Raw genomic sequence first — 11,762 nt, 5'->3', positions numbered from 1 at the left:
GTGATTCACCGGAAGGGTTCGCACCAATCGCGTGCGGGCACCGTTTTTGCTTGAATGCCGAAGCATTCACATTTCGGAACCTTCATGAACAAGCGTCACCTGCTCCAGTCCTTCCTCGCCGCCTCGGCCCTCAGCTTCGGCCTGTCTTCGGCCTTTGCCCAGAGCCCGACGTCGATCAAGTTCCAGCTCGACTGGCGTTTCGAAGGACCGGCCGCGCTGTTCCTGCACCCCGCCGCCAAGGGCTACTTCAAGGCCGCCGGCCTGGACGTGACCATCGACGCCGGCAACGGCTCGGGCGGCACCGTGACGCGCGTGGCCTCGGGCGCCTACGACATGGGCTTTGCCGACCTCGCGGCGCTGATGGAATTCCACGCCAACAACCCCGACAGCCCGAACAAGCCGGTCGCCGTGATGATGGTCTACAACAACACGCCGGCCTCGGTCATGGCGCTCAAGAAGAGCGGCATCACCAAGCCGGCCGACCTCGCCGGCAAGAAGCTCGGCGCGCCGGTGTTCGACGCGGGCCGCCGCGCGTTCCCGATCTTCGCCAAGGCCAACAACATCGGCGCCGTGAACTGGACCGCCATGGACCCCACGCTGCGCGAGACCATGCTGGTGCGCGGCGACATCGACGCCATCACGGGCTTCACCTTCACCTCGCTGCTCAACCTGGAAGCGCGCGGCGCCAAGGCGGCCGACGTGGTGATCCTGCCCTACCCCGACTACGGCGTGAAGCTGTACGGCAACGTCATCATCGCCTCGCCCAAGCTGCTCAAGGACAACCCGGCCGCGGTGAAGAAGTTCCTCTCGGCCTTTGCCAAGGGCGCGAAGGAAGTCATCGCCAACCCGGCAGTGGCCATCGAGTCGGTGAAGGCGCGCGACGGCATCATCGACAGCAAGCTCGAGACGCGCCGCCTGCAGTTGGCCATCGACACCGTCATCAACAGCGCCGACGCGCGCACCGAAGGCTTCGGCGCCGTCAACGCGGGCCGCATGTCGCTCATGGCCTCGCAGGTGTCCGACGCCTTCAACACCAAGACGCGCGTGAGCCCCGACGCCGTGTGGACCGCGGCCATGCTCCCGCCCGCGGCCGAGCTCAGCGGAATCCTGCGCAAGTGATGGCGGCCGGCGCAACGACACCCGACGCAGCCGCCCCCTTCGTCGATTTTCAGGACGTCTGGCTCGCCTACAACGAAGAGTTGCTGCGCGCCAACCACTTCGCGGTCGAGGCCATCGACCTGAAGGTGACGCGCGGCGAGTTCATCGCCATCGTCGGCCCCTCGGGCTGCGGCAAGTCGACCTTCATGAAGCTCACCACGGGGCTGAAGATGCCCTCGATGGGCAAGATCCGCATCGACGGCCAGCCCGTGACCGGGCCGCTGAAGATCTCGGGCATGGCCTTCCAGGCGCCCTCGCTGCTGCCGTGGCGCACCACGGTCGACAACGTACTGCTGCCGCTGGAAATCGTCGAGCCTTACCGCTCGAACTTCAAGGCGAAACGCAAGGAGTACGTCGAGCGTGCCCGCCGCCTGCTGCAGAAGGTGGGCCTGGGCGGCTACGAGGACAAGTTTCCGTGGCAGCTTTCGGGCGGCATGCAGCAGCGCGCGAGCATCTGCCGCGCGCTCATCCACGAGCCCAAGATGCTGCTGCTGGACGAGCCCTTCGGCGCGCTCGACGCGTTCACGCGCGAAGAGTTGTGGTGCATCCTGCGCGACCTGTGGACCGAGCAGCAGTTCAACGTGATCCTGGTCACGCACGACCTGCGCGAATCGGTGTTCCTGGCCGACACGGTGTACGTGATGAGCAAGAGCCCCGGGCGCTTCGTGGTGAAGCGCGAGATCGACCTCCCGCGTCCGCGCGAGCTGGCGCTGACCTACACCAAGGAGTTCACCGACATCGTGCTCGAGTTGCGCAGCCACATCGGCGCCATCCGCGGCAACGCCGCCAACTCCGCCGCGGCGGCAACGCACTGAAGAGGCGGCAATGAACAACAGCAAACAACTCGAACGCTGGTCGCCCTGGCTGCTGCTCGTGGCGGTGCTCCTGCTGTGGCAGGTGATCTGCGCGGGCTTCGGCGTGTCGGACTTCATCTTCCCGAGCCCGCTGCGCATCTGGGAGCAGTTCTGGGAGTTCAAGGCCATCATCGCGGGCCACGCGTGGCGCACCTACTGGGTCACGATGGCGGGCTTCGGCCTGGCGATCGTGGTGGGCGTGCTCATGGGCTTCGTGATCGGCAGCTCGCGCCTGGCCTATGCGGCGATCTACCCGCTCATGACGGCCTTCAACGCGCTGCCCAAGGCGGCCTTCGTGCCGATTTTGGTCGTGTGGTTCGGCATCGGCATCGGGCCGGCGATTCTCACGGCGTTTCTGATCAGCTTCTTCCCGATCATGGTGAACATCGCGACCGGCCTGGCCACGCTCGAGCCTGAGCTGGAAGACGTGCTGCGCGTGCTGGGCGCCAAGCGCTGGGACGTGCTCGTCAAGATCGGCCTGCCGCGCTCCATGCCCTACTTCTTCGGCTCGCTGAAGGTGGCGATCACGCTGGCTTTCGTCGGCACCACGGTGTCGGAGATGACCGCCGCCAACGAGGGCATCGGCTACCTGCTGATCTCGGCCGGCTCGGCCATGCAGATGGGCCTGGCCTTTGCCGGCCTGATGGTGGTGGGCGCGATGGCGATGGTCATGTACGAACTCTTCAGCCTCATCGAGAAGCACACCACCGGCTGGGCGCATCGCGGGTCGCAGAACCAATAAATAATGGGGGCATGACTCCCGAACAGATCACCCGCGCGCTGCGTCGCGCCGACGCCGTGGCGCAACGCGCCATGGCCATGGGCCGCCACCCCTTCGGCGCCGTGCTTGTCGCACCCGACGGCGAGACCATCCTCGCCGAGCAGGGCAACATCGACACGGTGCATCACGCGGAGGCCACGCTCGCGCGCCACGCGGCGCAGAACTGGCCGGCCGAGTACCTGTGGCAATGCACGCTGGTGACCACCTTCGAGCCCTGCGCCATGTGCGCGGGCACGAGCTACTGGGCCAACATCGGGCGCATCGTGTACGGCGCGGAAGAGTCCGCGCTGCTCGCGCTCACCGGCGACCACCCCGAGAACCCGACGCTGAGCCTGCCCTGCCGCGAGGTCTTCGCGCGCGGACAGAAACCCGTCGAGGTCATCGGCCCCGTGCCCGAGGTGGCCGAGGAGATGATCGCCACGCACCGGGGGTTCTGGGAGTCGCGCTAGTGGACCCGCACGGCGTGTTCGCGCCCTACTTGGAACGCTGGAACCTCACGCCCGACGGCGAGGCATTCAGGTCGCTGAGCGGCACGCTGCTGCCCGTGCGCCAGCACGGCGCGCCGGCCATGCTCAAGGTCTCGCACGAAGCCGAGGAACAGGCGGGCAGCCTGCTGATGGCCTGGTGGAACGGCGACGGCGCCGCGCCTGTGCTGGCCCATGACGGCGAGGCCTTGCTGATGGTGCGCGCGCAAGGCACGGCCTCGCTGGCACAGATGGTTCAAGACGGCCGCGACGACGAGGCCACGCGCATCCTGTGCGCCGCCGCTGCGCGCCTGCATGCGCCGCGCCACACACCGCCGCCCCCGACGCTGGTGCCGCTCGCGCGCTGGTTCGAGGCGCTGTGGGCTGGCGCGGCCACGCACGGCGGCGTCTTCGAACACAGCGCACGCACTGCACTCGAACTGCTGGCCGCGCCGCGCGACGGGGTCGTGCTGCATGGCGACATCCACCACGGCAACGTGCTCGACTTCGGCCCGGCCGGCTGGCTCGCCATCGACCCCAAGGGCCTGCACGGCGAACGCGGCTTCGACCACGCGAACATTCTGTGCAACCCGGATGGCGAGAGCGCGCTGGTGCCGGACCGCTTTGCGCGCCGCATCGAGGTCATCTCGGAGGCCACGGGCATCGAGCAGTGGCGATTGCTGCAATGGGTGCTGGCGTGGGCCGGGCTGTCGTCAGTGTGGATGCTGGAAGATGGCGAGGCGCCTGGGAGCACGTTGGAGGTGGCGAAGCTTGCGGCTGCGGCGCTTGGGATCGCCGACTAACGCGCCAACGCATGTCTTGCCCTCACTCTTATCTTGACGTCCTCGCGCGGGTTCTGGCGCTGCCGCTGTCTGAAGGCCTTGCGTCTTCTGACGAGAGCTTTCATGCGGCGTCTGCCGGTGCGGACACGCTGATCGTCGACATCGAGAAACGTCGCTACCACCGCGTGCCCGATGCGCGGCCTCTGCGCTTCGAAGACTCGGCGCACGACGGCGTCGCGCAGACTTCGCTGCAGCTTGAACACAGCGATGGCACCCGCATGATCGCACTGGCCGCGCAAGACGACAGCTTCTGGACGCCGCTGCCCGATCCGCGCGTGATCGGCCTGCCGCGCATCGTGCAGCGGCACGACACGGTGTGGACGTCTCCGGCGCCGCCGCCTTCGAATGCCCCTTCGCGAACCAGCATCTCCGACTGGCTGGGATCGCTGGTCGCGCTGGCGGTGCTGGCCTTCTTTGCCGCCTTCGGTTTCAACGCGCTGCGCTGGTCGCTGGAGGGAGGCTGGAATCTGCTGTGGTTGCTGGTGGGGCTGCCGGTGTTTCCGATCTTCACTGTGCTGACGCTGGCGGTCGCCTACGGCTTTTTCCGAACAGCGGCGCCGCCGCGCCAAGCCCTGAACGCGATCGATGTCGGTCGCGACGAGCGCTTTCGCATCGGCGAACCCCTGACATTTCGCGTGGATGCCACGGTGCCGGCGTCGGTAGGCGATCAACCCGCGGAGCCGCCGCCCCAGATCTTTGCTCGCCTGGTCATCCAGATGGTGAACGACAAGGAGGATGGCAGTTGGTGGGTGGGGAATCTGGGTTGGGACGCGGACCCCGCCGACTGCGTTCCATCGACGCTCACCGGCACAGGCGAACCCCATGTGCACTATGCAGGCACCGTGACGGTATCGCGCAACACGCCGCGCGCGGCACAGGAGCGCTGGTTCCTGACGTTGTCCGCCAGCCAGGAACCGGGTACCGAGCCGTTCCACGTCACCAGCCTCGCCACGCCGCCCTCGATCACGCCCTATCGGATCGTGCAGCAGCCGGATCGCCTGACGCAGCTCGATGCCCTGCTGGACAGTGAGGTGTGGGCTCTGGTTCGAACGGCGTACAACGGGGAAGACGGCACGACGTCCTTCGACGACTTCACGCCGGAGGAGTATCGGGCGGTGTTCACGGTCGACATTGAAGCGCTCGTGGACCACGCGATGGCCACCCGTTGGTACGAAGGCCAGATCAAGACCGCGCGAGTCGGCGGCGACAGCACCCTCTATCTGCTGAAAGAAGGTCCCGCCTACAAGGTGATGTTCACCGAACGCTGGTGGACCGAGTCGCTGTACGAGTCGACCGATCTGCGCAGCGCCGTGGCGCGCTACCTTGTGGCAAACCAATTCTGTGTCCGACGCCTGCCGGGCGCGCAAGCGCTGGAGATTCCAGCGCCCTACAGCGACATGAGGCCTGATTCAGCCCCACCGGCTTCCGCAACCGACGAGGCGCCCCCTCAATCCAACAGCAGCGACGCCTCATCCCGCCAATAAGCCACCGCCGCCAGCCACCCTTCCCACACGCACCCATTGCAACCGCGTCCGCAGCAGGTGGTCGGCTCCGGCGGCGGCGCACGCATCGCGAGCCCTTCGGCATCAAGCATCGCCTGCACGCGCGCAATCAGCGCCTGCGCGCCGACAAGGTTCGTGGGTTCGGGCAGCCGGTCGATGGCATTCATGGCAGACGATTCTTCTTCACGCGTCGAGGTTCATCAGCTCGAGGCGCATCTTCGCGCCGCCCGATTCGCTCGACCCGATGCTCAGCTGGCCGCGGTGCAGTCGCGCCACCTCGGCCACGAGGTGCAGGCCCAGCCCCGCGCCGCGCCCGCGCGGCACGAGCCGGTGGAACGGCGCCACCACGCGCTCGCGGTCGGCCTCGGGAATGCCGGGGCCCGAGTCGCGCACCTCGATGCACGAGGGCTCGCACAGCCGCACCTGGATGTCGCAGCCCGGCCCGCCGTGCTCGATGGCGTTCTGGATCAGGTTGGAGAGCGCGCGTTCGAGCGAGGGCGCATCACCGCGCACCGTGAGCGGCTGCGGCGCATCGACCGACAGCGTGCAGCGGCTGCGGATCGCGAGCGGCGCAATGTCGGCCGCCACGCGCTCGCAGAGCGACTTCAGCTCCACCTGATGGTCCAGCGACAGGCCGTGGTCGAGCCGCTGCAGATCGAGCAGCTGCTCGGCCAGCGTGGCGAGCCGCGCCGAGGCCTGCATCAGCTTCATCTTCAGCGGATCGTTCGGCAGGCCTTCGAGATGGATCTGCAGCGTGGTGATCGGCGTGCGCAGCTCGTGCGCGGCATCGGCCAGAAAGCGCTCCTGTCGGTCGTAGCCTTCGTTGAGCCGATCGAAGGCGCGGTTGACCGCATTGACCAGCGGGCGGATCTCGCTCGCCACATTGGCCAGCGGCAGGCGCGTGGTGCGCTCGTGCACGTCGATGCCTTCGGCGTGCTCCGCCGTGGCCACCACGCCTTTCAGGCCGCGCTTGACCACGAAGGGCGTCGCGAGGATCACGCCGAGGCAGGTCACGAGTGCCATGGGCGCCACCAGGAACAGGAAGGCGATGCCGGTGCCCTTGAGCGTGTTCTCCAGCGTGAGCGGGCCGCCGGTCTGCGCCATGACGGCTACCGGGCCTGCGCGCGATTCGACGCGTTCGAAGCGGGCCTTGGGGCGCGTGCCGTCGGTCTCGGGGTCGATGGCCATGCGGTCGGTGCCGTCGAGCGCGTCGAGCAGCCGCAGGTAGGTGGGCGGCACCACGCCGTGGCGCAATTCCGCGCCGTGGCTGTCGCGTGCGATGAACCAGAACTGCGGGTCGGCCTTCTGCAGCCGCCGCAGCGCGCTCGTGGGCTCGGCCACCAGGTGGCCGGCGGCGTCGCGCGTCAGGGCGCGCTGAATCGATGCCACCGTTTCCTGGCCGTTCTCGTCGACCACGCGGCCCAGCGCCCAGGCCAGGCCGAGAAAGCCGCCCATCACCAGCAGGCCGACCACCACCTGCAGCAGGATCAAGCTCCAGATCAGCCGCCAGCGCAGCGAAAGCAGACTGAAGCTCATGCCGACGACGATGGCACGCACATGAGGTAGCCCACGCCGCGGATCGCATGGATCTCGACCTGCGCGCCGGCCTTGTCGAGCTTGGAGCGCAGGCGCGAGACGTGCGTGTCGAGCGCGTTCGACTGGATGTCGTCCTTGTGGCCGTACACGCGGTCTTGCAACGCCTCGCGCAGCACGGTGCGGCCACGGTGTTCGAGCAGCGTCTCGAGCACGAGCAGTTCACGCCGCGGCAGCGTGAGGCAGGCCTCGCCCACGTGGGCCTGGCGCGTGTGGTGGTCGAAGCGCAGCTGCCCGAGCGTCATGATGAAGTTGGCGCGCACCGCGGGGCGGCGAGCCAGTGCGCGCACGCGCGCCAGCAGCTCGTCCATCGAGAAGGGCTTGGCCAGGTAGTCGTCGGCGCCGCCGTCCAGGCTCAGCACGCGCTCGGCCACATCGGTCATGGCGGTGAGCACGAGCACGGCGCAAGCGATGTGGTTCTGCGCCAGGAAAGCGACGAGCGAAAGCCCATCGCCGTCAGGCAGACCGCGGTCGAGCACGACCACGTCGTAGGGCGCACCGAGCGCGGCCTCTTCGGCCGCGCGCAGCGAGCTCGCCACATCGACCACCGCCTGGTTCTGGCGCAGCGCCGACGCGAGCGCCTGGGCCAGGTCGGCTTCGTCTTCGACAAGCAGGATTCTCATTTGGGGGGATGGACAAGGAACCGGACAGGCGGATGATTCTAGAGAGCCCTCACACCGGGTAACGCAATGTTCACGCAATGCATGCGCCTACGCTGTGGCGCTTCCCTCTCCTGAAAGCGCATCGGTGACGCCCCTCCGCCCGAACCCCGCCGCCCTCCCCGTCACGCCCTGGCACCTGGCGCTGGGGCAGCGGTTCGCCACGCTGTGGGTCGTGAAGATGATCGGCAGCACGCTCGGCATCTCGGGCTTCTTCGTCCTGTACTTCTGGGTGATGCACCACCCGCCCTCGGTGCCGACGGTGATGCCGCTCACAGCCATCGACCACTGGGTGGGCGTGAGCGACGACGCGATGCTGCTGTACAGCTCGCTGTGGTTCTACATTTCGCTCGCACCTGCCTTCGCAAAAAACAAGGCCGAGCTGTGGGCCTGCGCACGCGGGGCCGCGCTCATGGCGGCCATCGGGCTGGCGGTGTTCTGGTGTTTTCCGACGGTGGTGCCGAGCTTCGCGATCGACTGGTCGCAGTACCCAGCGCTGCAGTTCCTCAAGAGCGCCGATGCAGGCGGCAATGCCTTCCCGTCGCTGCATGTGGCGTTCGCGGTGTTCGCGGCCGTGTGGCTCGGCCGCCAGCTGCGCAGCGTGCAGGCGCCCGCGTGGACGCAGTGGGTGAACCTGCTGTGGGCTGCGGGGATCGTCTATTCGACGCTGGCCACGCGCCAGCACGTGCTGCTCGACGTGCTCGGCGGTGTGCTGCTGGCGGGGTTGGTGTGCTGGCGTCGCGCGCCGCGTACGCGGCTGGTGCTGGCCGAGGCGTGAGCGCCCTCGGTTACCAGAAAATCCAGAGCGCCAAGCCGCCGAAGATCGTCCACTTCACGAGGTAGTAAGCGCGCTTGTCCCAGGCCTTCAGGCGCTTGCCGACCACGCGGATCTGGTAGATGTACTTGAAGGCGCGGTTCAGGCCGCCCGTCTTGTCGCCCGCATCGTTGGGCGAGGCGGCGGCGGCCAGCAGGTTCTTCGCGAACCAGCGGTTCACGGCGCTGGCCCAGCGGTACTTCAGCGGACGCTCGATGTCGCAGAACAGGATCACACGGTCGTGGTCGGTGGTGTTCTCGGCGTAGTGGATGTAGGTCTCGTCGAACACCACGGCCTCGCCGTCCCGCCAGTGGTAGCGCTGGCCGTCCACGTCGATGTAGCAGCCTTCGACGCCCGGCGTCCACAGGCCCAGGTGGTAGCGCAGCGAACCGGCAAACGGGTCGCGGTGGCGAACGAGGCGGCTGCCCGGGGGCAGCTCGGCGAACATCGCGGCCTTGATGGTGCCGATGCCTTTGAGCAGTTCGGTGGTGCGCGGGCACAGCACGGCGGCCGAGGGGTGGGCCTCGTCGTACCACTTCAGGTAGAAACGCTTCCAGCCGCTCTTGAAGAAGGAGTTGAAGCCCACGTCGTTGAACTGGCTCGAGGCCTTGATGCTGCCGCCGTTGCGCATGGCGAGCGCTTCTTCGCGGATGACTTCCCAGTTTTCCTCGAGGATGCGCATCTCGGGGAACTCGGCAGGCGACAGGTACGGGGTACCGGGCACCTTCGAGAAAAGGTACATGAAGACGTTCAGCGGCGCCAGGAAGGTCGAGTGATCAGAGAGCTGTCTGAAGAACTTGTGCCGGACCTGGCCACGGAAGTGAACGTAGAGTGCGCTGAGCACGAAGATGGCAAGAATGACCCACTTCATTGGTGAAAGTGTCCTGTAGACGAGCGCCGGGGGAACCGGGTAGTGTAAATCGTTGACCCGAAAAGGGGCGCCCAAAGGCCTTTCCCCCCGGGCTCAGGCGCAGACGAGCATGGGCTGCGGCACGTCGGCCTGCGCCAGTGGCAGCCGCACTCTGGCCCGCAACCCCCCGCCCAAGGCCTCGTCGAGCACGACGTTGCCGCCGTGCCGGTCGACCACCGACTTGACGATGGCCAGGCCCAGCCCGCTGCCGCTTTGCGTCTGGTCGGGGTTGCGGAAGAAACGGTCGAACACGCGTTCGCGCAGCGCGGGCGGAATGCCCGGCCCGGTGTCGGCCACGGTCAGCAGCGCCTGGGCGCCCTCGCGCACCACGTGCACCGTCACGGTGGCGCCGCAGGGGCTGTATTTGATCGCGTTGTCGATCAGGTTGTCGATCATCGAGACCAGGCTCTCGCGCTCGCCGAGCACCGGCACGGCGTCGTCGCACACCAGTTCGAGCTCCACGCCTCGCGATCGCGCCAGGCCCTCGATCATGGCCAGCCGGTCCTGCACCAGCCCGTCGAGCGACAGCATCACGGGCAGCGCGTTGGTGGCCACCGCGTCGCTGCGCATGAGCTGCAGCAACTGCCCCACCAGCCGGGCCGCGCGGTCGTTGCTGCGCAGCAGGTTGGCCATGAGCTCGCGCTGGCCTTCGTCGGTGCTCTGCCCTTTCATCGCCTCGACGTTCACGCGCATGGCCGCCAGCGGCGTGCGCAGCTCGTGCGCCGCATCGGCGATGAGGCTGCGCTCGCGCGTGGTGCTGTCGCGCACCCGCAGCAGCAGGCTGTTGATGCTCTGCACCAGCGGCTTGAGCTCCTTGTGCGGCGGCATGTACGACAGCGGCGTCAGGTCGTCGGGGCCGCGCTCGGCGGTTTCGCGGCTCACCTGGCGCCACGGGCGCAGCGCCAGCCGCACCGACAGCCACGCCGGAAAAATGAGAAACGGCAGGCTGATCACCAGCGGCAGCAGGTAATAGCCGCGCGACAGGATGGTCACGGCAAACCGCCACACGCTGGGCTCGGCCAGCACCACGCGGGTGTCGGCAATGGGCGAGGCCATCGTGCGCGCACGCCATTCGCGCCCGCCCGCGACCAGCGTCTCGTTGCGGTTGGGCACCGAGTTCAGCAGCACGGGCACATTGGCGCGCGAGTTGTAGATCAGCTTGCCGTGCTGCCACACCTGCATGACTGCCAGGGCCTCGTTCGTCTCGTCGCCGTCGCCGAACGCCTCGACCAGCGCGGCATCGAAAGCTTCGAGCGCTTCCCGCTGCTGTGCGGGATGGGCTTCCAGGCTCTGCGCAATGAACATCACGGCGTCGAAGGTCTTGAGGAACCTCAGCAACCCGGGGTCCTTGTACGAGTCGTACAGCAGCAGGCCCACAGCCGACGTCCACAGCAGCGCGACCACAGTCATCTGCGCCACCAGCAGGCGGCGCATCAGGGACGGCTGGTTCCAGTTCTTCCAGCGCCGCGCCAGCTGGCGCATCATTTCGACGGGCTCCGCACCAGCGACTGCGTGTCGATCACGTAGCCGATGCCGCGCACCGTGCGGATGTAGCCCTGTCCGATCTTCTTGCGCAGGTTGGAGATGTGCACCTCGAGCGAGTTGCTGCCGTTGGCCTGGCCGCCGGGCAGCACCTGCTCTTCCATCACGCGGCGCGTGACCACGCGGCCGGTGCGCTTGAGCAGCAATGCGAGCAGGTCGAACTCGCAGCGCGACAGCTCGACCGGGTCGCCGTCGACGATCACGCCACGCGTGGGCTCGTGCAGCGCCAGGCCGCGCATGCGGATGGTCTCGTCGTTGAAGCCGTAGCTGCGGCGCGCCAAGGCCCGCACGCGCGACAGCAGCTCGGCCAGCGCAAAGGGCTTCACGAGGTAGTCGTCGGCGCCGTCGTCCAGGCTGCGCAGGCGGTCGTTGAGCGCGTCGCGCGCACTCAGCACGAGCACCGGCAAGATCTGGCGGGTGCGGCGCAGTCGCAGCAGCAGGTCGAGCCCGTCGCCGTCGGGCAGGCCGAGGTCGAGCAGCACCATGTCGAAGGCGCCGTTGTCGAGGGTGCGCAGGGCGTCGTCGAGCCGGCGGACCCACACCACGTCCATGCCCTGGTTGGCGAGCGCAATGCGCACGCCGTTGCCAAGGTCAAGATCGTCTTCAACAAGCAAAAGATTCATGGGGGGATTCCAAGCGAACA

13 protein-coding genes are annotated in these 11,762 nt (G+C 67.7%); 7 read left to right on the top strand and 6 right to left on the bottom strand.

What is annotated here, in order from left to right; all coding sequences use genetic code 11:
• The first annotated feature begins 84 nt into the window (after window positions 1-84).
• The 6 genes from CY658_RS06005 to CY658_RS05980 are packed head-to-tail and all read left to right on the top strand — an operon-like array spanning window position 85 to window position 5,583.
• Window positions 85-1,119, top strand: a complete 1,035-nt coding sequence (locus CY658_RS06005) for an ABC transporter substrate-binding protein (protein WP_101489293.1) — start codon at window positions 85-87, stop codon at window positions 1,117-1,119.
• Window positions 1,119-1,973 carry an ABC transporter ATP-binding protein gene (locus tag CY658_RS06000; protein ID WP_101489292.1) on the top strand — a complete coding sequence of 285 codons (855 nt, stop codon included), beginning with the start codon at window positions 1,119-1,121 and terminating at the stop codon, window positions 1,971-1,973. The genes CY658_RS06005 and CY658_RS06000 overlap by 1 nt, the downstream gene beginning before the upstream one ends.
• Window positions 1,974-1,983: 10 nt before the next feature.
• A complete protein-coding gene (locus CY658_RS05995; RefSeq protein ID WP_101489291.1) occupies window positions 1,984-2,754 on the top strand; it encodes an ABC transporter permease in 771 nt (256 codons plus the stop codon).
• A gap of 11 nt (window positions 2,755-2,765) precedes the next feature.
• The gene (locus CY658_RS05990) at window positions 2,766-3,242 is read left to right on the top strand and encodes a nucleoside deaminase (protein WP_101489290.1); all 477 of its coding nucleotides are present in this window, start codon (window positions 2,766-2,768) and stop codon (window positions 3,240-3,242) included.
• Window positions 3,242-4,060: an aminoglycoside phosphotransferase family protein gene (locus CY658_RS05985; protein ID WP_257884741.1), complete on the top strand. Its 819-nt coding sequence runs from the start codon at window positions 3,242-3,244 to the stop codon at window positions 4,058-4,060. Before CY658_RS05990 ends, CY658_RS05985 begins: the two co-directional genes overlap by 1 nt.
• An 11-nt stretch (window positions 4,061-4,071) precedes the next feature.
• Window positions 4,072-5,583: a hypothetical protein gene (locus tag CY658_RS05980; RefSeq protein WP_101489289.1), complete on the top strand. Its 1,512-nt coding sequence runs from the start codon at window positions 4,072-4,074 to the stop codon at window positions 5,581-5,583.
• Here the strand turns inward: CY658_RS05980 and CY658_RS05975 are convergent.
• The 3 genes from CY658_RS05975 to CY658_RS05965 are packed head-to-tail and all read right to left on the bottom strand — an operon-like array spanning window position 5,547 to window position 7,817.
• Complete coding sequence (locus CY658_RS05975; RefSeq protein ID WP_099791807.1) at window positions 5,547-5,768, bottom strand: oxidoreductase-like domain-containing protein; 222 nt, start codon at window positions 5,766-5,768, stop codon at window positions 5,547-5,549. The two genes, CY658_RS05980 and CY658_RS05975, sit on opposite strands and share 37 nt — an antisense overlap.
• 16 nt (window positions 5,769-5,784) lie before the next feature.
• A complete protein-coding gene (locus tag CY658_RS05970; protein WP_101490248.1) occupies window positions 5,785-7,137 on the bottom strand; it encodes a sensor histidine kinase in 1,353 nt (450 codons plus the stop codon).
• Window positions 7,134-7,817 carry a response regulator transcription factor gene (locus CY658_RS05965; protein ID WP_101489288.1) on the bottom strand — a complete coding sequence of 228 codons (684 nt, stop codon included), beginning with the start codon at window positions 7,815-7,817 and terminating at the stop codon, window positions 7,134-7,136. The genes CY658_RS05970 and CY658_RS05965 overlap by 4 nt, the downstream gene beginning before the upstream one ends.
• A gap of 124 nt (window positions 7,818-7,941) precedes the next feature.
• Between CY658_RS05965 and CY658_RS05960 the strand changes: the two genes are divergently transcribed.
• Window positions 7,942-8,631 (top strand): phosphatase PAP2 family protein, encoded by a 690-nt coding sequence (locus CY658_RS05960; RefSeq protein WP_257884739.1) that lies wholly within the window; start codon window positions 7,942-7,944, stop codon window positions 8,629-8,631.
• Between the two features lie 10 nt (window positions 8,632-8,641).
• On the opposite strand, the gene lpxO is transcribed toward CY658_RS05960, so the two are convergent.
• The 3 genes from lpxO to CY658_RS05945 form a co-directional block, all read right to left on the bottom strand.
• A complete protein-coding gene (gene lpxO / locus CY658_RS05955) occupies window positions 8,642-9,538 on the bottom strand; it encodes a lipid A hydroxylase LpxO (protein ID WP_101489287.1) in 897 nt (298 codons plus the stop codon).
• A 93-nt stretch (window positions 9,539-9,631) separates the two neighbouring features.
• Complete coding sequence (locus tag CY658_RS05950; RefSeq protein ID WP_101489286.1) at window positions 9,632-11,062, bottom strand: sensor histidine kinase; 1,431 nt, start codon at window positions 11,060-11,062, stop codon at window positions 9,632-9,634.
• Window positions 11,059-11,742, bottom strand: a complete 684-nt coding sequence (locus CY658_RS05945) for a response regulator (protein WP_101489285.1) — start codon at window positions 11,740-11,742, stop codon at window positions 11,059-11,061. Before CY658_RS05945 ends, CY658_RS05950 begins: the two co-directional genes overlap by 4 nt.
• Between the last annotated feature and the right edge of the window lie 20 nt (window positions 11,743-11,762).

This window comes from Variovorax sp. RO1, assembly GCF_002849325.1.
In the GTDB taxonomy this organism is placed as follows: domain Bacteria; phylum Pseudomonadota; class Gammaproteobacteria; order Burkholderiales; family Burkholderiaceae_C; genus Variovorax.
This window is presented reverse-complemented; position numbering and strand designations above follow the sequence as displayed.

What these genes read in the sequence shown, in the direction of transcription:
- CY658_RS06005 (WP_101489293.1), top strand. Translation starts at nt 85, where the DNA reads ATGAACAAGCGTCACCTGCTCCAGTCCTTCCTCGCCGCCTCGGCCCTC.
- CY658_RS06000 (WP_101489292.1), top strand. Translation starts at nt 1,119, where the DNA reads ATGGCGGCCGGCGCAACGACACCCGACGCAGCCGCCCCCTTCGTCGAT.
- CY658_RS05995 (WP_101489291.1), top strand. Translation starts at nt 1,984, where the DNA reads ATGAACAACAGCAAACAACTCGAACGCTGGTCGCCCTGGCTGCTGCTC.
- CY658_RS05990 (WP_101489290.1), top strand. Translation starts at nt 2,766, where the DNA reads ATGACTCCCGAACAGATCACCCGCGCGCTGCGTCGCGCCGACGCCGTG.
- CY658_RS05980 (WP_101489289.1), top strand. Translation starts at nt 4,072, where the DNA reads ATGTCTTGCCCTCACTCTTATCTTGACGTCCTCGCGCGGGTTCTGGCG.
- CY658_RS05975 (WP_099791807.1), bottom strand. Translation starts at nt 5,768, where the DNA reads ATGAATGCCATCGACCGGCTGCCCGAACCCACGAACCTTGTCGGCGCG.
- CY658_RS05970 (WP_101490248.1), bottom strand. Translation starts at nt 7,137, where the DNA reads ATGAGCTTCAGTCTGCTTTCGCTGCGCTGGCGGCTGATCTGGAGCTTG.
- CY658_RS05965 (WP_101489288.1), bottom strand. Translation starts at nt 7,817, where the DNA reads ATGAGAATCCTGCTTGTCGAAGACGAAGCCGACCTGGCCCAGGCGCTC.
- lpxO (WP_101489287.1), bottom strand. Translation starts at nt 9,538, where the DNA reads ATGAAGTGGGTCATTCTTGCCATCTTCGTGCTCAGCGCACTCTACGTT.
- CY658_RS05950 (WP_101489286.1), bottom strand. Translation starts at nt 11,062, where the DNA reads ATGATGCGCCAGCTGGCGCGGCGCTGGAAGAACTGGAACCAGCCGTCC.
- CY658_RS05945 (WP_101489285.1), bottom strand. Translation starts at nt 11,742, where the DNA reads ATGAATCTTTTGCTTGTTGAAGACGATCTTGACCTTGGCAACGGCGTG.